Annotated in this window: 15 protein-coding genes; 8 read left to right on the forward strand and 7 right to left on the reverse strand. The window is 63.8% G+C overall.

Annotation, left to right across the window (positions count from 1 at the left end; genetic code table 11):
- Positions 1–24 precede the first annotated feature (24 nt).
- Genes paaI through paaD form a run of 3 tightly spaced genes read left to right on the forward strand, consistent with a single transcriptional unit; the run spans position 25 to position 2,056 of the window.
- Positions 25–423: a hydroxyphenylacetyl-CoA thioesterase PaaI gene (gene paaI / locus LZ496_RS07235; RefSeq protein ID WP_249903976.1), complete on the forward strand. Its 399-nt coding sequence runs from the start codon at positions 25–27 to the stop codon at positions 421–423.
- Positions 420–1,622, forward strand: coding sequence for a 3-oxoadipyl-CoA thiolase (gene pcaF / locus LZ496_RS07240; protein WP_249903977.1), 1,203 nt, complete (start codon positions 420–422; stop codon positions 1,620–1,622). Before paaI ends, pcaF begins: the two co-directional genes overlap by 4 nt.
- Positions 1,619–2,056, forward strand: coding sequence for a 1,2-phenylacetyl-CoA epoxidase subunit PaaD (gene paaD, locus LZ496_RS07245; protein WP_249903978.1), 438 nt, complete (start codon positions 1,619–1,621; stop codon positions 2,054–2,056). Before pcaF ends, paaD begins: the two co-directional genes overlap by 4 nt.
- Here the strand turns inward: paaD and LZ496_RS07250 are convergent, their stop codons facing one another.
- The 3 genes from LZ496_RS07250 to LZ496_RS07260 are packed head-to-tail and all read right to left on the reverse strand — an operon-like array spanning position 2,057 to position 5,441.
- On the reverse strand, positions 2,057–2,968 hold the full coding sequence (locus tag LZ496_RS07250; RefSeq protein ID WP_249903979.1) for a chorismate synthase: 912 nt from the start codon (positions 2,966–2,968) through the stop codon (positions 2,057–2,059).
- A complete protein-coding gene (gene aroA, locus LZ496_RS07255; RefSeq protein ID WP_249903980.1) occupies positions 2,965–4,257 on the reverse strand; it encodes a 3-phosphoshikimate 1-carboxyvinyltransferase in 1,293 nt (430 codons plus the stop codon). Before aroA ends, LZ496_RS07250 begins: the two co-directional genes overlap by 4 nt.
- A complete protein-coding gene (locus tag LZ496_RS07260; protein WP_249903981.1) occupies positions 4,254–5,441 on the reverse strand; it encodes a 3-deoxy-7-phosphoheptulonate synthase in 1,188 nt (395 codons plus the stop codon). The genes aroA and LZ496_RS07260 overlap by 4 nt, the downstream gene beginning before the upstream one ends.
- Positions 5,442–5,518: 77 nt before the next feature.
- On the opposite strand from LZ496_RS07260, the gene LZ496_RS07265 reads away from it, so the two are divergent.
- Positions 5,519–6,850 carry a dicarboxylate/amino acid:cation symporter gene (locus LZ496_RS07265; protein ID WP_249903982.1) on the forward strand — a complete coding sequence of 444 codons (1,332 nt, stop codon included), beginning with the start codon at positions 5,519–5,521 and terminating at the stop codon, positions 6,848–6,850.
- On the opposite strand, the gene LZ496_RS07270 is transcribed toward LZ496_RS07265, so the two are convergent.
- Positions 6,847–7,602, reverse strand: a complete 756-nt coding sequence (locus tag LZ496_RS07270; RefSeq protein ID WP_249903983.1) for an inositol monophosphatase family protein — start codon at positions 7,600–7,602, stop codon at positions 6,847–6,849. The two genes, LZ496_RS07265 and LZ496_RS07270, sit on opposite strands and share 4 nt — an antisense overlap.
- Before the next feature lie 178 nt (positions 7,603–7,780).
- Here LZ496_RS07270 and LZ496_RS07275 point away from each other — a divergent pair, with 178 nt between their 5' ends.
- From LZ496_RS07275 to LZ496_RS07290, 4 genes are read left to right on the forward strand one after another with little or no spacing between them, the layout of a single operon-like run.
- Positions 7,781–10,093, forward strand: coding sequence for a glycosyltransferase family 4 protein (locus LZ496_RS07275; protein ID WP_249904917.1), 2,313 nt, complete (start codon positions 7,781–7,783; stop codon positions 10,091–10,093).
- An 8-nt stretch (positions 10,094–10,101) separates the two neighbouring features.
- The gene (locus LZ496_RS07280) at positions 10,102–11,385 is read left to right on the forward strand and encodes a glycoside hydrolase family 130 protein (protein ID WP_249903984.1); all 1,284 of its coding nucleotides are present in this window, start codon (positions 10,102–10,104) and stop codon (positions 11,383–11,385) included.
- Between the two features lie 8 nt (positions 11,386–11,393).
- The gene (locus tag LZ496_RS07285) at positions 11,394–12,179 is read left to right on the forward strand and encodes a class I mannose-6-phosphate isomerase (protein WP_249903985.1); all 786 of its coding nucleotides are present in this window, start codon (positions 11,394–11,396) and stop codon (positions 12,177–12,179) included.
- A gap of 23 nt (positions 12,180–12,202) precedes the next feature.
- Complete coding sequence (locus tag LZ496_RS07290; protein ID WP_249903986.1) at positions 12,203–13,378, forward strand: acetyl-CoA C-acetyltransferase; 1,176 nt, start codon at positions 12,203–12,205, stop codon at positions 13,376–13,378.
- 4 nt (positions 13,379–13,382) lie between these two features.
- Here the strand turns inward: LZ496_RS07290 and LZ496_RS07295 are convergent, their stop codons facing one another.
- From LZ496_RS07295 to LZ496_RS07305, 3 genes are read right to left on the reverse strand one after another with little or no spacing between them, the layout of a single operon-like run.
- The gene (locus LZ496_RS07295; RefSeq protein WP_249903987.1) at positions 13,383–16,592 is read right to left on the reverse strand and encodes an error-prone DNA polymerase; all 3,210 of its coding nucleotides are present in this window, start codon (positions 16,590–16,592) and stop codon (positions 13,383–13,385) included.
- Complete coding sequence (locus tag LZ496_RS07300) at positions 16,589–18,148, reverse strand: Y-family DNA polymerase (protein ID WP_249903988.1); 1,560 nt, start codon at positions 18,146–18,148, stop codon at positions 16,589–16,591. The genes LZ496_RS07295 and LZ496_RS07300 overlap by 4 nt, the downstream gene beginning before the upstream one ends.
- A complete protein-coding gene (locus tag LZ496_RS07305; RefSeq protein WP_249903989.1) occupies positions 18,045–18,833 on the reverse strand; it encodes an ImuA family protein in 789 nt (262 codons plus the stop codon). The genes LZ496_RS07300 and LZ496_RS07305 overlap by 104 nt, the downstream gene beginning before the upstream one ends.
- Positions 18,834–18,867 lie beyond the last annotated feature (34 nt).

Below are 18,867 nucleotides of genomic sequence, written 5' to 3' on the forward strand. Positions count from 1 at the left end.
CTGGCCGAGCGCGTGGCCTTTGCGATGCTGGCCAATGAAGGCACCGGAAAGGCCTGGGGTATCCAGATCGAGGAAGCCCGAGAAGGCTATTCGCGCATCCGGATGAAGCTCACCCCCGACATGCTGAATGGGCATGGGAAGGCGCATGGCGGGATGGTCTATGCGCTGGCGGACACGGCATTCGCCTATGCCTGCAACAGCCGCAACGTCAGGACCGTCGGCGCGCAGGCGACGATGGTGTTCCTGGACGGCGCCGAACTGGGCGAAGTGCTTGTCGCCGAAGCACAGGAACAGGCCCTTGTCGTCCGCTCAGGCGTCTACAATGTCAGCGTGCGGACCGACGCCGGAAGGCCGGTGGCCGAGTTCCAGGGATTTTCGAGATCGCTTGGCGGTCCCTATATCGAGACCGGAGACGAAGATTGACCGATGCCTACATCTGCGACGCCATCCGGACGCCCATCGGCCGCTACGCCGGGGCTTTGAAGGAAGTGCGGCCCGACGACCTTGCGGCCATTCCGCTGAGGGCGCTGAAGGAACGCAATCAAGGCATCGACTGGTCGGCGCTAGACGACATCATCCTCGGCTGCGCCAACCAGGCGGGCGAAGATAATCGCAATGTCGCGCGCATGGCCGCGCTATTGGCTGGCCTTGGCACCACCGCGCCAGGCACCACGATCAACCGCCTTTGCGGCTCTGGCTTGGACGCGGTGGCAATGGCAGCCCGAGCGATCAAGGCCGGCGAAGCCGACCTGATCGTCGCCGGCGGCGTCGAAAGCATGACCCGAGCGCCGTTCGTAATGCCCAAGGCGGAAGGGCCGTTCAGCAGGGCCAATGCCATCTACGACACCACCATCGGCTGGCGCTTCGTCAACAAGAAGCTGAAGGCGGAGTTCGGCATCGATTCCATGCCGGAGACCGCCGAAAATGTGGCCGAGGAATTCCAGGTCAGCCGCGAAGACCAGGACCGGTTCGCTGCGGAGAGCCAGCGGCGCGCCGCCGCCGCCCAGGCCAATGGCCGCCTCGCCGCCGAAATCGTCCCCGTCACCATCCCGCAGCGGAAGGGCGATCCCATCATCGTCGACCACGACGAGCATCCGCGCGAAACCAGCGCCGAAGCGCTCGCCAAATTGAAGCCCATCGTTCGCGAGGACGGCTCCATCACCGCCGGCAATGCCAGCGGCGTCAACGACGGCGCTGCGGCACTGATCGTCGCCTCGCAAGCAGCGGTCGAAAAATATGGCCTTACCCCGCGAGCCAAGGTTCTAGGTGGCGCGGTCGCTGGCGTTCCTCCCCGGATCATGGGGATCGGCCCCGCGCCGGCGACGAACAAGCTGCTTGAGCGGTTGAGCTTGCAAGTGAGCGACCTGGACGTCGTCGAACTGAACGAGGCCTTCGCTGCCCAGGGCCTTGCTGTGATGCGCCAGCTTGGACTTCCCGACGACGCCGCCCATGTGAATCCTAACGGCGGCGCGATAGCGCTCGGCCATCCACTCGGCATGTCAGGCGCCCGGCTGGCGATGACCGCTACCGAGGAATTGCAACGCAGCGGCGGCCGCTACGCGCTGGCCACCATGTGCATTGGCGTCGGCCAGGGCATCGCGCTGGCGCTGGAGCGCGTGTGAGCGAGGCGGGCATCCGCGCCGTCCTGGAGACGGTGATGGATCCGGAAATCCCGGTCGTGTCGGTGATGGATCTCGGCATCGTTCGCGACGTTCGCCCCGACAAAGTGACGATCACGCCGACCTATTCGGGTTGCCCGGCGACCGATGTGATCGAACGAACGGTCCGCGAAGCGCTCGATGCCAACGGCTATCGCAATGTCGCAATCGAAACCGTGCTGACGCCGCCCTGGACCACCGATTGGATCAGCGACGAAGGCAAGGAACGGCTGCGCGAATATGGCATCGCCCCGCCCGAACTAACCAAGGCGGCTACCTGCCCGCAATGCGGCTCAACCGACACGGAAGAAGTAAGCCGCTTCGGCTCAACGCCCTGCAAAGCCCAATGGCGCTGCAAGGATTGTCTGGAACCGTTCGACCGGTTCAAATGCCACTAGCTAGCCGCATTGCCCCCTGTGCAGCAGCTTGTGATCGGCCAGCACGAGCGCGACCATTGCTTCGACTACCGGCGCACCACGAATTCCGACGCAAGGATCGTGACGGCCGCCGATGCCGATGCTCGACGTCGGCTTGAAAGCCACGCGAACGACGATCGCCTTGCCGGTAGAGATGCCGCCATCGATGCCGCTGGCCTTTTTGGCCTCCATGCTCTCGCTGCCGCGAGCGCGACCAGCGGCGAAGCCTTCGCCGATCTCGACACCTTTGACGGCGTTAATCCCCATGCAGGCTGCTGCAAGTTCCGCATCCAGCTTGGCATAAATGGGCGCGCCCCATCCGATCGGAACGCCGGTCGCAACGCATTCGATGATCGCACCTAAGCTGTCGCTGCCGGATCGAGCCTCGTCGAGCATCTCTTCCCAGCGGCTCTCGTCCTGCTCGCCGCCAATCTCGACCACGGCGGCCGCGATGTTCACCTCCGGGATCACCAGCCTCGCCACCGCCCCGCCGGCTACCCGCATCGCGGTTTCTCGGGCAGACGCCCGACCGCCGCCGCGCGGATCGCGAAAGCCATATTTGGCGTCGTAGGCAGCGTCGGCATGGCCAGGTCTTGGAGGCAGGTTGGAATAGTCGGCGGATCGCGCGTCGACATTGTCGATCATCATCGCGATCGGCGTCCCGGTCGTCCGGCCCTCATAGGTGCCGGACAAGATCCTGACCCGATCCGGCTCCTGCCGCGGCGAGACATTCTTCGACGTCCCCGGCCGCCTGGCATCGAGAAAGCGTTGTACCCAAGGCTCGTCGAGCTCCAGCCCCGGCGGGCAGCCGTCGACCACGCATCCGATTGCGGGCCCGTGGCTCTCGCCCCAGGTTGTCAGCCGCAACATATGACCGAAGCTGTTGATGCTCATCCGATATCGGCTCCGATCGACTTCATCACCTCGACAAAGCCCGGGAAACTGGTGCCGATCATTTCGGCCTCGTCAACCTCGACTGGCTGCTGGGATGCCACACCCAGCGACAAGAACGCCATCGCGACACGGTGGTCGCCCTGCGTGGAAATAGCTGCCCCGCCGCGCACACTCCCCTTGCCGAAGATACGCAAACTGTCGCCGTCAGGGATCGCGGTAACGCCGCAAGCGGCCAGTCCGGCAACAATTGAGCCGAGCCGATCGCTTTCCTTGATGCGCAGTTCGCTCAGTCCCTCGATCACGCTTTCGCTATCGGCAAAGGCACAGGCAATCGCGAGCGCGGGGATCTCGTCGATCATCGCTGGGATCCGCTCCGCACCGACATGACAGGGTGCAAGCCTTGCCCCACGGACGCGCACATCGGCGAGGATCTCGCCGGACTGGATGCGCTCGTTCGAAAGCTCAATATCCGCGCCCATTGCCTCAAGCGTTTCGTACAGCCCGGTGCGAAGCGGATTGACCAGCATCCCCCGTACCAGCACGTCCGAGCCCGGCGTGATCGAAGCGGCGACTAGCGGGAAGGCTGCTGCCGACGGATCAGCGCCGATTGCCAACCCGCATCCGCTGAGCTTTCGCTTCTCGCCCAACGAAATAACCCAGCCGTCGGGCGTGTCGTCGACCGAAACCGGGCAGCCAAACCGGGCGAACATGATCTCCGTATGGTCGCGGCTCGGCCATGGCTCGACGACACTGACGGACGCACTTGTTCCAAGACCGGCGAGCAGGATTGCCGATTTTACCTGGGCCGATGCGGGTACATTGCGATACTCGATGCCACCCAGCCGGCCGCCGGCGACGGTAATTGGAAGATATTCTCCGCCGTCGATTGTCGCGCCCATCCGCGCCAGCGGCCCTGCAACCCGCTTCATCGGCCGCGCCGACAATGAGGCATCGCCCGTAAAGGTCGCACGGACGTCCGGCATTCCGGCTACTGCGCCCATCAGGAGGCGCGCGGTCGTGCCGCTATTGCCGCAATCGACTGGCCCTTCCGGGGATTGCCATGATTGTCCATGCACGATCCAGGCGTCGTCCGATCGCTCGACAGGAACACCAAATGCTTCGATCGCGCGAACGGTCGAGAGCACATCTTCGCTTTCCAATAGCCCGATGATCCGCGTCTCGCCCGTCGCCATAGCGCCCAGGATCAGCGCGCGATGGGAACTGCTTTTGTCACCCGGGATCGCCGCCTCGCCTATCAGCGGGCCGCCGGGCCTTGCGGTAAGCTTCACGCCATCAGCGCCGCGATATGGGCGGCGAGGTCGATCGCCTGCGCGCGGTTGAGGCGCGGGTCGCAAGCCGTCAGCCAATTCTTGTCGAGCTCCGCGATCGATGCGGGACCGCGTCCGCCGATGCATTCGGTCACATCCAGCGCGCTCATTTCCAGGTGAACGCCGCCACCATGCACGCCCTCCGCCTGCGCGATTGCGAAGAAGGCGTCGATCTCGGCCAATATGTCAGGCAAGCGGCGCACCTTGCGCTTGCCCGTCATGCTGGTGTTGCCGTGCATCGGGTCGATCGTCCAAACGACCGGCCTGTCCTTCGCGGCGCGCATCAAAGGCGGCAGCAGCTGCCGAATCTTCTTGGCCCCGAAGCGGCCGATCAGCACGAGCTTTCCAGGACTTCCCACGGGATCCAATCTGTCGATCAGGCGGCAAAGCTCCTCGGGCTGGAGCGATGGGCCACATTTGACTCCGACGACATTCTCGATGCCGCGAAGATATTCGACATGCGCCCCATCGACCTGACGAGTCCGGTCGCCCAGCCAAAGCATGTGACCCGAGGTCGCCCACCACCGACCGGCCGGATCGCGGCGGGTCAGTGGTTCCTCATAGGGCAGCAGCAATGCCTCATGGCTGGTAAAGATCGGTGGATCGGAACCGCGCGCTGCAGCCAGGCTGGCCGCCGTTCCAACCGACTGCATGTGGGCGCGGATCATTCTTTGCGGGTCGGCGCGGCGGCTCAGCGCATCGAACGATGTCCCGTTGACGATATCGCCCCGATAAGCAGGAAGCGTCTCGCCCTCATGCGTTTCGGTCTGTGCACTTCTGGGCTTGGCGAACTGGCCGGCGATTCGTGCAACTTCGATCAGCGGCCCATTGACGGCAGGTCGGATCTTGGCCGCCATCTCCTCGAACAGGCCAACGATACCGGAGACCTGCTCCGCGACGGGGTCGTCGAAACTCTCGGCGCAATCGCCGCCCTGGAGGAGAAACCCGCGTCCTTCGGCGAGACCCGCCATTGCCTGCCGCAGGCGCTGCGCATCCTGAAATGCGATGACAGGCGCCGCGGCTTCCAGTCTCGCCTCGACCGATTTGAGCTGCTCGGGCTCGCCATAGCTGGGCATCTGGTTGGCCGGGAATCGGCGCCAGCTTGCCGGATACCACCCCAGGTTCGATACGAGCGTCGCACTCATTGCGCTGCGCCCTAGCCCATTCATGGCCGCTTGCCAAAGCATGGGATGATCGCTTTTCTTGCCTGGGGAGAGGAACGATGGCGATCCAGTTCGATCAGGGAGCAGTGCTGCCGGCCGCAAGGCCCTGGTATCGCCACCTCTACGTCCAGGTCCTGATTGCCATTCTGCTCGGAATCATGATCGGCCATTTCTGGCCGGCCACCGGGGAAGCGCTGAAGCCGCTCGGCGACGGGTTCATCAAGCTCGTACGCATGATCATCGCTCCGGTGATTTTCCTGACGATCGTCACGGGCATCGCCGGAATGCGCGACCTGCGACGCGTCGGCCGCGTTGCGCTGAAGGCCTTCGCTTACTTCCTCTTCTTTTCGACGCTTGCGCTGATCATCGGCCTCATCGTCGCCAACGTCGTGCAGCCCGGCGACGGCCTCAATATCGACCCTGCAACGCTCGATCCGTCCAAGATCCGCGATTACGCCAGCAAGGCGCATGAATCGACCATATCCGGCTTCCTGCTGGAGACGATCCCGGACACGTTCTTGTCCGCGCTGACCGCCGGCCATATCCTTCAGGCGCTGCTGGTTTCGATCCTGTTCGGGGTCGCTCTCGCACTTGTCGGCGACAAGGGAGAGAAGGTGCTGGACCTTCTCAACCAGCTGTCGGTGGTCATGTTCCGGCTCGTCGCGATCATCATGGCCGTGGCGCCGATCGGAGCGTTCGGGGCCATGGCCTTCACTATCGGCAAATATGGCGTCGGTAGTCTCGCCAACCTCGCCGCCTTGGTCGCAACATTCTACGCAACATCATTGCTATTCGTCCTGGTCGTGCTCGGCGCGGTCGCCCGTCTCGCGGGCTTTTCGATCTTCAAACTAATCGCCTATCTGAAGGCCGAACTGCTGCTCGTACTCGGCACCTCGTCGAGCGAAAGTGCGCTTCCATCCCTGATCGAGAAGCTGGAACGCGCCGGATGCCCCAAGTCGATTGTCGGCCTGGTGGTACCGACCGGCTACTCCTTCAATCTGGACGGCACCAACATCTACATGACCCTGGCCGCCCTGTTCATTGCCCAGGCAGTCGGGATCGACCTTAGCCTGGGTGAGCAGCTGTTGCTCCTTGGAGTCGCGATGCTGTCATCCAAGGGCGCGGCGGGAATTACCGGTGCCGGCTTCATCACCCTCGCGGCGACGCTCTCCATCGTGCCATCGGTCCCGGTCGCCGGCATGGCGCTGATCCTCGGCATCGACCGGTTCATGAGCGAATGCCGGAGCCTCACCAACTTCATCGGAAATGCGGTTGCGACGGTGGTTGTCACCCGCTGGGAAGGAGCGCTGGACAGGGAGCAGTTCGACCTGGCGCTTGCCGGCAAACTTCCGAGCGTCGACCGCATCGCACCGGCGGAAATCGCAGCCTAGGCGTTGAGCTGTTCGACGGCTTGATCGTAGAGGGAGCGGCTCGCCGCGGCGACGATCCGGCCACCCGAGAAATCGTCCCCACCAACCCAATCGCCGATATGTCCGCCTGCCCCGCGCACCACGGCAACGAGCGCGTCATAATCGTGCGGCTTCAGACCATTTTCGACAACCAGGTCGAGGTCCCCCGTCGCGATCCGCGCATAGGCCATCGCGTCCAGCCCGAAACGGGTCAGCCGGCACTGGGTCCTCACCCGTTCGAACGCTTCGAACTCGTGACCGATGAAGAGATTTGGATCCGTGGTGGAAAGGCGCGCCTCGGCGAGCCGGTCGCACCCGCTCGACCTGGCCGTCCGGCCGTTCCGAAGGGTCCCTCCACCAACAGCGACCAGGCATTCGTCAAGCGCCGGAAGGTCAATCATGCCGGCAATGTGGTGTCCGTCTTCCAACAGGCCGACAAGCACTGCCCAGCTAGGCAATCCGCAAACTAGGGCCCGCGTCCCGTCGACCGGGTCAAGGCTCCATCGGATCGGCGCGTCCGGGCGCGACATCCCATATTCCTCACCCCAAATCCCGTGCTGCGGATAATGCTGTTCGATCAGCGCGCGCAGGCCACGTTCCGCCGCACGATCGGCCTCGGTTACCGGGTCGAAACCAGCCGACGACTTATTGTCAGCGACCAGTCCGCGCTCAAGCTCTGTAGCGACTGCGGCCCGGGCGACAGCAGAAAGCTCAGCAAAAAACGACCGATCCATGGTGAACCCCAAACCATCAGCAGAACAGTACGGCAAGCCCGCCTGATGCTGCATCGCGCAAATATTTGTGCATATGCTAACAAAAGCTTGGAAACTCGGCGCGGTTCAATTCGTTAGGATGTGGGGGGCCGACGTTTCGGTCGCGCATCCCTTTCCAGCTTTTGGAAGTCGAGGCGTGATGTTTGATTTCGACATTCTTCCGGATTCCGACCAGGGCGGCCGTGGCGAGCGGCGCCGTGCCGCTCCGTTCGGGCGGCTGGCGTTGATCGGCAATGCGTTGCCGCGCAAATGCGGATTGGCGACCTATACGAGCCATGTCGCGGATGCGCTGCGAGATCTTTATCCCGACATGACGGTCGATCATTACGCGATGGATGACTCAACGGGCGTCTTCTACTCGGGCTCGATCCGCACCATCGACGCGGAAAATATCGATGATTATCAAGGTACTGCCGAACGCATTGAAGCGAGCGGCGCCGATGCGATCTGGTTGCAGCATGAGTTCGGAATTTTCGGCGGAACGGCCGGCTCCCATATCCTGGAACTGGTTGGCGCGACCGACCTGCCGCTCATCCTGACGCTCCATACCGTCCTGGAGGAGCCGGACGATGGCCAGGAAGTCGTCCTGAAACGACTGGTTGCCCGGGCCGACCGCGTGATCGTGATGTCGTCGACGGGCGCCGAGATACTGAAGCGGCGCTATGGGGTTTCGGCCGAGCGGCTGCGCATCATTCCACATGGCGTCCCGGACCGGCCGCTGTGCGATCCGGACTGCCTCAAGGCCAAGTTCGGGTGGGCCGGCCGCAAGGTGCTGATGACGTTTGGGCTGCTCGCGCCAAGCAAAGGCATCCGCCATATGATCGAGGCAATGCCCGCAATCGTCAGCGAGCATCCCGAGGCCCTTTATGAGGTGGTCGGCGCAACGCACCCGAACCTCGTCCGCAATCAAGGCGAGCGGCATCGGCGAATGCTCATGGACCTCGCCCGTGAGCTGGGCGTGGAGGAGCATGTCCGGTTCCTCGATCGCTTCGTCGAGCAGGAAGAGTTGCTCGACATGCTTCAGGCAGCCGACATCTACGTGACCCCTTATCTCAACATGGAGCAGGTGACATCGGGCACGCTCAGCTATGCGTTCGCCGTCGGAAAGCCGATCATTGCCACGCCTTACGTCCACGCCCGCGAAATTTTGGGCGATGGTCAGGGAATATTGGTGCCGCCGACCGATTCATCGGCTTTGGCCTGCGCAGCCCTTGACCTGCTGAACGACGATGCGTTGCGGTCGAGGATTGGGCGAGCAGCCTATGAGGACGGCCGGGCCATGCTGTGGCCAAATGTCGTTGAGCAGTCGCTAGCACAGCTTCCGACAAGACCAAGACTGGTCGCAAGTCATTCGCCAGCGCCGCATCCATCGACGCTCCCGCTCGACGCGATCGAGCGGATGTCCGATGCCGTCGGAATGATCCAGCATGCCGTTTATCGGGTACCGGATCGCAATCATGGCTACTGCATAGATGACAATGCCAGGGCGCTGATGACGATGGTTCGGCGCGGCGACGATCGCCGGGCCGCCGAGCTTGCCTCAACCTATGCCGCCTTCATCCAGCATGGCTGGAACCCGGCCGAAGGACGGTTCCGCAACTTCATGGCCTATGATCGCCGCTGGCTTGAGGACTGCGGGTCCGAGGACAGCAACGGCCGAACGATCTGGGCGCTTGGAATGACCGCAACGCGATCGCCATGGCCGGGCCTTCGTGAATGGTCCTCCAGACTGTTCGACGAAACCGCGCCGATCGCGGCCGATTTCACCGCGTTGAGGGCGCGGGCATTCGCTGCTTTGGGCGGCTACGAGCGCTTGTCGAGGCGCGGGAATCACGAGGTCGCGCGCTCGCTCCTTCGGGCTGCTGCGGAGCATCTTCTGGAATCGCACAGTCAATATGCGCGCGACGATTGGAACTGGTTCGAACCGTCGCTGGCCTATGACAATGCCCGCCTGCCGGAAGCGCTCATTCGCGCCGGCCAGGCGCTGGACGATCGATCGATGGTGCAACTTGGCCTCGCCACGCTGGAATGGCTGCGTGCCCGGCAATCCAGCCCCCGGGGAATGTTCCGACCTGTCGGCTGCAAGAGTTTTGGACGGCCCTATGCAGCTCCGCTAGCGTTCGACCAGCAACCGCTGGAGGCCACGGCGACAGTAGATGCGGCGGCCGCAGCGTTCCAGGTCACCGGCGACTCCAAATGGCGCCAGATGGCGCAGGATGCGTTCGCCTGGTTCTTTGGTAGCAATGATGCCGCCATGCCGATGGCAAATGCGTCCGACGGAAGCTGCTTCGACGGGCTCATGGCCACGGGGATCAATCGCAACCAAGGGGCTGAATCCATCCTGTCGCTGCATCTCGCCGCGCAGTCCGTTCGGGAAATCTTTCGGGACGGCAAAGCGTCTGGACAGGAGCGCCCCAGCGACGCAGAAGCGAGGTCCCTCGCCGCAAGCTGACAAGGTCGATGCTCCAGTCTGAACTTCACCCGTTAAGGCTCAAGGCGGACCCGTCTCGAGTCGTGGTTCGTCCTTTCCACCTGGCGTGGCAGGGATCGAAATCCGACCCCGGGCGCGCTCGCCGGCTGGTGGACCAGGTGCTGACGCTCAGCGACCAGGAGATCGGCCGGCAGTTGCAGCATGTGATGCAGAATTTCGAGCAGCGGCATTGGCAGACCAGGAAGGTCTTCCTCAAACGCTTCCGGGAGGTTTCCGGATTGCTGAACCTTTCCCTGACAGGCATCGGCGAGAAGCGGCAACAGCTGATCGGCGCCTATTTCTGCCAGGAATATAGCTATGCGGCTGCGGCGCTGATGAACCCCAGCGTTGTCCCGCACCCCGATCAAAGCGGGCTGGATCGCCACACCGTCCGTTTCCTGATGTCGCTCCGGGCGGTCGGTGAAGGGCACATCAGTTCGATTGCTTTTCGCGAGGGCCTCGTTTCCGACAATGGCGGGCTTGAGCTTGCTCCAGAACCGCCATTCGCCGTTGCCGCCGACGCGCCCGAGCTGGACAGGCTGTGCGGCGACTGCGCGGTCACCGTGTACCGAAGCGAGGATTCCAATCTTTCCGGTACCGTCATTTTCCCGGTGACCCCGGCCCAGTCCAACGGCCTTGAGGATCTTCGCCTCACCTATTTCACCCACGAGGACGGAAGCACCGAATATCTCGGTACCTATACGGCCTTTTCCGGCCGCGAGATCCGGTCCGAGCTACTTCGAACGCGCGATTTCCGCGCCGCCGAGCTGATGCCGATGACGGGCGACGCAACGCGCAACAAGGGGCTTGCGCTGTTCCCCGAGAAGATCGGCGGCCGCTTCATGATGATCGGCCGCCAGGACGGGCAGAACATGTATCTGCTCGATTCCGACGATGTTACCCACTGGCACGGCGGAAGCCTGCTCATGGCTCCCAAGTTCGCCTGGGAATTCATCCAGATCGGCAATTGCGGAGCACCGATCCTGATTGACGAAGGCTGGCTGGTGTTGACCCATGGCGTTGGCGCAATGCGGCAATATGCGCTCGGGGCGGTGCTGCTCGATCGCCAGGATCCGTCGAAGATACTTGGGCGCACGCGCTATCCGATCCTCCAGGCGGAGAATGACGATCGCAACGGTTATGTGCCCAATGTCGTTTACACCTGTGGCGGCATGCGCGTCGGTGACCAGCTGTTCATGCCTTACGGAATTTCGGACAGTTCGATCGGCTTCGCGTTCCTGCCATTGAAGGAACTGGTTCAGGCCCTGGATTGAGAGGCGCCTTGGAAAAGCTCGCGACGAAGATTGTCGATAAGCCCTGGGGCCGGCGCGGGATCGACTCGCGGTTCGGGGTCGAGCCCGATCGCCAGGTCGGCGAGATCTGGTTCGAGCCGCCATCCGGACATGACCTCGACGTCATGGCAAAATATCTGTTCACGACCGAGCGGCTATCGATCCAGGTCCATCCCAATGACGCGACCGCGAGGGAGCGGGGTTATCCGCGTGGCAAGGACGAGTGCTGGGTCGTTCTTGATGCTGCTGATGATGCGGAGCTCGGAATCGGGACGGTACGAGATGTCGACCCACAGGATCTTATGCGTGCAGCAAAGGACGGCTCGATCGTCGAGCTGATGGATTGGAAACGGCCGCAGAAGGGCGACTTCATCTATAATCCGGCAGGTACGATCCATGCGCTGGGCCCGGGCCTCACGGTTCTCGAAATCCAGCAGGCAGTCGATCTCACCTACCGGCTTTACGACTATGGAAGGCCGCGCGACCTGCACCTCGACGAAGCCGCCGATGTCGTCGAGGCGCGCCCGCATCACAACGACCTCGACACCAATGTCGGAGAGGCCAGCAAGCTGCTGGTCGACGGGCCGCATTTCGGCGTCGCCTGGTGCGTCAAGGAGCCACCTGAGCTTCCTGCGCGGATGCGCGACGTGCAGCTGCTTCCGATCGACTGTCCGGTCGGAATTGTGAAACCCGGGGAGTGCGCCCTGATTGACGCGGGCGCCGCGAGGACGTTGATGTGCGAGGGCCGGTTCATACTGGCCTGGTCGACCGAATAGCCCGCGAGCATTTGGGGGAAATTATGGCAGAAGCCTATATCGTCGAAGCATTGCGAACAGCGGGCGGTCGCCGTGGCGGCGCGCTTCGGGAGTGGCATCCGGCGGACTTGGGAGCCGCGGTGCTGGATGCCCTGGTCGGCCGAAGCGGCATCGACCCGGCAGCCGTAGAAGATGTTATCGCAGGCTGCGTCAGCCAGGTCGGTGAACAGAGTTTCCACATTGGCCGCAACATGGTCATGGCCTCCGATCTACCCGACAGCGTCCCCGCCGTCAGTATCGACCGGCAGTGCGGTAGCTCCCAGCAAGCGCTGCACTTCGCCGCGCAGGCGGTGATGAGCGGAACGCAGGACGTGGTGATTGCAGCCGGGGTCGAGAGCATGACGCGCGTCCCAATGGGGACGCCGGTTATCCTGCCGATGCAGGCGGGGATCGGAATCGGTCCGTGGCCGCAATCGATCAAGGGGCGCTATGGCGTCGACCAGTTCAGCCAGTTCACCGGCGCCGAGATGATGGCGCAAATCTATGGCTTCGTCCGCGAAGAGTTGGATCAGTTCGCGCTGGACAGTCATCGCAAGGCGGCGGCCGCCGCCGACAACGGGGCCTTCAAGCGCGAGATCGTCACCCTCGACGGCCTCGACAAGGAGGGCGGCCCTTGCCACCACGACCGCGATGAAGGCATTCGCGCCGATGCCAGCCTGGCAGGCCTCGCTGAATTGAAGACGATCGCGCCCGATGGAATGATCACGGCCGGCAACGCCAGCCAGGTCTGCGACGGGGCGTCGGGCGTGCTGGTCGTCAGCGAGCGGGCGCTCAAGGATCATGGGCTGACGCCGATTGCCCGGATCGACAATCTCACGGTCACCGCCGGCGACCCGGTCATCATGCTTCAGGAGCCGATCCCCGCAACTCGCCGCGCGCTGGAGCGATCGGGGCGGAAGCTCGACGAGATCGACCTTTACGAGGTGAACGAGGCCTTCGCTCCGGTGCCGCTGGCATGGCTCAAGGAAATCGATGCCGATCCGGAGCGGCTCAATGTCAACGGCGGTGCGATCGCGCTTGGCCACCCGCTCGGTGCCAGCGGGACCAAGCTGATGGCGACATTGGTCCATGCGCTGCGTGCTCGCGGCAAGCGCTATGGCCTGCAGACGATGTGCGAAGGCGGCGGCATCGCCAATGTGACGATCGTCGAGGCACTTTAGCGGATCAATGAAAATCCCGCGACTTGGGCAGCACTCTTACATTGCGTGGATGGCCATGCCGTTCTGGAAGAGTTTGAAGTGAGTCTTCCGTCAGTCGTTTGAGCAGATCGCTCCGATCGAAAACCCGCCGCGCGATGACGTGCATGACGCCTTCCTTGCTGCGCTGGATTTCGCCTTCGACCTCCATCAGCCGGGCAGCCATCACCTCGCGCCGATAGCGTTCGAAGTCACGAGCCCAGAGCAGCACGTTGGTGATTCCACTTTCGTCCTCAAGTGTGATGAAGAGCGCATTACCCTTGCCCGGCCGTTGGCGGATCAGGACCACGCCGGCGACCCGTTCTATCCTGCCGTTTCGGGCCTTCGCCGCTTCCGCGCAGCTCAGCACCCTCTCGCGCTCGAACACGGAACGGAGGAATTGCATCGGATGACCTTTTAGCGACAGGCGCGTTACCTGGTAATCGGTCACCACTTCTTCCGGCAGCGGCATCGCCGGAAGCTCCATTTCCGGCTCCTCACCCAACTCGGCGGCTTCCGCCGAAGCAAATAACGGCAGCACGCCTTGCGGAGTCCGCCGCGCTTCCCACAGCGCTTCCCGTCGCCCGAGATCGATCGAGCCGAAGGCATCGGCATCGGCCAGCAGCCGTAGCGCCCGTGATGGCAAGGCAGCCCACTGGCTCAATTGCTCGACATGGGTGAAGCCGCGTCCGCGCGCCGCGACCAGACGTTCCGCCCAATCCTTTCGAAAGCCGTCGACCTGGCGGAAGCCCAGCCGGAGCGCGAGCCCGCCGTCATCACGTCGCTCGAGCAGATTGTCATGCTCGCTGGCATTGATGTCCGCCTCAAGCACCTCGACTCCATGTTCGCGCGCGTCGCGGACCAGCTGGGCCGGTGCGTAGAAACCCATCGGCTGCGAATTCAGGAGCGCGCAGGTGAAGACCGCCGGATGATGGCACTTCAGCCAAGCCGAGACATAGACCAGCTTTGCAAAGCTCTGGGCGTGGCTTTCCGGAAAGCCGTAGCTGCCGAAGCCCTTGATCTGGTTGTAGCAGCGCTCGGCGAAATCGCGGTTATAGCCCCGCGCCACCATCCCCTCGACCATCTTCGCTTCATAACGATGGATGGTGCCGACATTGCGGAAGGTGGCCATGGCGCGGCGAAGGCCATTGGCTTCGTCGGGCGTGAAGCCGGCAGCGACGATGGCGATCTTCATCGCCTGTTCCTGGAACAGTGGCACGCCAAACGTCCGGCCAAGAACCTCCTTCAATTCGTTGGCCGGATGCGGTGGCCCGGGTGAGGGAAGATCGGCTTTCTCCTCGCCGTTCCGGCGGCGGAGATAGGGGTGGACCATGTCGCCCTCGATCGGTCCAGGTCGGACCAAGGCAACCTCGATCACCAGGTCGTAGAAGCAGCGGGGTTTGAGCCTCGGCAGCATGTTGATCTGCGCCCGGCTTTCGACCTGGAACACGCCGATGCTGTCCCCTTCGCACAGCATGTCATAGACCGCCGGATCTTCGCCCGGCACCGTGTCGAGTTGATAATCGCCGAGTCCGTGGAGCCGCATCAGGTCGAAGCTTTTGCGGATGCAGGTCAGCATCCCCAACGCCAGCACATCGACCTTCATCAGGCCCAGGTCGTCGATGTCGTCCTTGTCCCATTCGATGAAGGTCCGGTCCTTCATCGCGGCATTATGGATCGGGACGATCTCGTCCAGCCGTCCTTCGGTCAGCACATAGCCGCCGACATGCTGCGACAGGTGGCGGGGGAATTTGAGCAGGCGCTCCACCAACGCCCGGAGCCGCGCGATCTCCGGGTTGGCGAGCGTCAGCCCGGCTTCGGAGAACCGCTCATCCTCCAGTTCATTCTCATAACTTCCCCAGCTGGTGTTCGCGAGCCGGGCAGTGACATCCTCCGACAGGCCCAGCGCCTTGCCGACTTCGCGCACCGTGCTGCGCGACCGGTAATGGATGACGGTCGCGGCGATGCCCGCCCGTTCTCGTCCGTAGCGCTCATAAACATACTGCATCACCTCCTCGCGCCGCTCATGCTCGAAATCGACATCTATGTCGGGCGGCTCGCGGCGCTCTTCGGACAGGAAACGGGTGAAGAGCAGGTTGTTCTCGACCGGATCGATCGGCGTGATCCCAAGCAGGTAGCAGACCAGGCTGTTGGCGGCGGACCCGCGCCCCTGGCAGAGGATCGGCGGTTCCCGCGATCGGGCGAAATGAACGATGTCGTGAACGGTGAGGAAGTAGTTGGCGTATTGGCATTTGCGAATGAGACCGAACTCCTCGTCCAGCACCCTCTGCCATTTTGCTGGGAGCCCTTCGGGAAAGCGGCGCTTCGCCTCCGTCATCACCAGATGTTCCAGCCAGCCTTGGGGCGCCCATCCTTCCGGCACCGGCTCGTGGGGATACTCATATTTGAGCTCGTCGAGGGTGAAGTCGATGCGGTCGAGGAGACGAAGGCTTTCCTCCACCGCCTCCGGGCAATCGAGGAACAGCTGCTCCATTTCTTGCGACGACTTCAAATGCCGCTCGGCATTGGCGGCAAGCAACCGGCCGGCTGACCGGATCGTCACGCCTTCGCGGATGCAGGTGACGATGTCGTGCAGCGGGCGGTCCCGGGGCGACGCGTAGAGCGCATCGTTGGTGGCAAGGAGCGGAATTCCGACCCGATCCGCCAGTTGCCTGAGCCGTATCAGGCGGCGCCGGTCGCGGCCTTGCCGAGGCATGGACGCCCCGAGCCACACCTCTCCGGCCCGCGCCTGGGCCAAGCGCCTCAACAGAAATTCATGCCCTTCGTCGGCCAGTACGATCAGCAGCAGCTCTTCCGAATGATCGACCAGGTCGGCGAAATTGAGGATGCAGTCGCCCTTCTCGGCCCGCCGGTTGCCGGTGGTGAGCAACCTTGTCAGCCGCCCCCAGCCATGACGGGTCGTGGGATAGGCGATGATGTCCGGGGTCGCGTCGGCGAACACCAACCGGGCGCCGACAACCAGCTTGAAATCGATGTCGCCGGCCAGTGCGGCCCTCGCCTTTTCGCGCGCTTCCTCAAGTGCGGACCAGGCCCGAACCACGCCGGCCACGCTGTTGCGATCGGCGATCCCGATCCCGGTCATGCCCAGCTCCAGCGCCTTGGCGACCATGTCGGCCGGATGGGATGCGCCGCGAAGGAAGGAGTAATTGGTCGCGGCGACAAGCTCGGCGAAACTCATGCGAACAGGCCGTGGAGGTACCATTGCGGCTTCGGTTTTTCCCCGAACAGCCCGTGCCGGAAGACCCAGAACCGCCGTCCCCGCACATCCTCGACCCGATAATAGTCGCGGGTGAGGCCGGGCTTGTCGATCGCCCCGTCGCGCCGCTTCCACCATTCGGAAGCGATCCGCTCCGGTCCTTCGAACCGCTTGATGTCGTGAAGCTTGCGGCGCCAGCGGAAACGGTGGGGCGGTCCGTCGGGAACTCCGGCCATGACCTCGATCGGCTGTGGCGGATCGAACAGGTGCAGCGGGCGGAGCGGCGGCTCCCCGGGAACCGCTTCCGGCCAATCGGCGACGGGGCGGCTGGTTTCGACGGCCGGCAGCTCGAGCTGCATCTGCTCCGGAATATGGGTGTCCTGCGCGGCGAGGCGCCGGATCCTGTTCCGTCCCAGCCTTGTGCTCAGCCGGTCGATCAGCGCCGCGACCTCGGCCTCCTTGACCGCACCCCCTTCCAGTCTGAGCTGAGTTACCGCCAGTGTCTCGACCACGGGCACGGAAAGACGGATGAGGTCGAAACCGAAGCCGGGATCGATCGGGTCGCTCAATCCCTCGATCCGCTCGTTCATCAGGCGGATGACCATGGCGCAATCTCGGGTCGGCTGGCCGGTCTCGACGGCGAGCGGGCGGATGAGGCCGTCACTTCGGAAAAAACTGGCCTCGAAGCGCCGGCCGCCTTCGCCCCTTTCTTCCATCTGGCGCGCTACCTCCGCCGTCAGCTCGCCCAGCACTTCCAGCGCATATTCGGTTCGCGCGACGGGTTCGGCAAAGCGCCGCTCGGCGACTACCGGCGCAATGGGGATTAGTGGCCTTATCGGTCTTTGGGCCTCGCCCAGCAGGTGGCGAAGCGCGGTCGCCGCTTCGCCGCCGAAGCGGGCGGCGATGGTCGACATCGGCAGCTTGGCCAGGTCGCCAACCGTCTTGAGCCCGGCGCGGATCAGGCCCTGGGTCGCCTCCGGGTCCAGTTCCAGCGCCACCACTGGAAGTCGCCGAATGGCCGAAGCTTCATCCTTGGCGGGCAGCGCCTGGTAGCGGGCGAGGGCGCGTGCCGCACCCGCCGTGCTCGCGAAAGCCGTCCGCACGGTCATCCGAAGCCTGGCCATCCGCGCCTCGATATCGGCGGCAAGGCCCTGCTCGCCGCCGAACAAATGCGTGCAGCCGGTGATGTCGAGGATCAGCCCATCGGCCGCATCCAGCGCCACCAGTGGGGTATAGCGGATGGATCCCTTGGCGAGCTGTTCGAGCCAATGGCGATCGGCTGCTTCGTCGAGATCCTCGGCGATCAGCTGCGGCAGGCGTGCCCGGGCATCGGCAAGGGCCATGCCCGGCTCCAGGCCCTGACTACGCGCCGCCTGGTCGACCGCGGCAAGCCTCAATGCGCTCTTCGCCTTGACGACGAAGGCGAGCGGCGTCTCAGGCGCTAAGTCGAAGCCCGGCTGGCGACGGAGCCGATCGGCTGGGAGATAGGGGAACCACAGCGCCAGATAGCGCCGGGTCGCAGAATATAAGTCGGTCACGGTTCCACTCCAGGCGCCAGCGCATCCCGGCCGGGCCGGCCCGCCGGCGCAACAGTTCGATTTCAAACATGGGTCGACCGGGTGCACCGGCCTCCAGCGGCTGGCTCGGCGCGGCAGCAACCATCCAGCGCGTGTCCGCGGCACTGGGAACCGGCTGCGCCTCCAGCCGGAGCAGGAACAAGGTCACGCCCGACTGTTCGGCGGCAAGGGCCAGCCGCCTGCTGGCGGTGAGGTCCAGTGCGGGACACTGCCCATGGCATTCGACGATCAGCGCCGAAAGACCGGGGCAGCGCGCCGCATCGGCCGCGGCCTTGAGCAGCGCCTTGGTATCGGGAGCAACGCCCACCACCAGCGAGTCCGGATCGCCGCCCAGCTCGATAAGGCCCGGCCCATGGAGCCGCCCGCCAAGCCGTTCGGATTCATCGGTCCGAAGCCAGAAGATCGGCGAACGACGGCCGACCGCACGCAACGCCAGCATGGTTGCGAAACCCGTGACGCTTCCCGCATCGTCGCCAGTTTCGGCGAACAACTCATGCAGTCGCCCGCGTCCGAACCCGCCGCCCAGCACCTCATCCAGCGCGGCATGGCCGGTTGCGATCCGATGATCGCCGGACAGCAGCTTCCCCCCGGCAATCGAGGCCAGGTTCCGTTTGAGCATGACAAGATGATCAATCGACTCGCGCATTATTTGTTCCTGATTTGTTCTCAGGTGCGCTTCG

Origin of the sequence: Sphingomonas caseinilytica (genome assembly GCF_023516455.1) — a bacterium.
Lineage (GTDB): Bacteria > Pseudomonadota > Alphaproteobacteria > Sphingomonadales > Sphingomonadaceae > Sphingomicrobium > Sphingomicrobium caseinilyticum.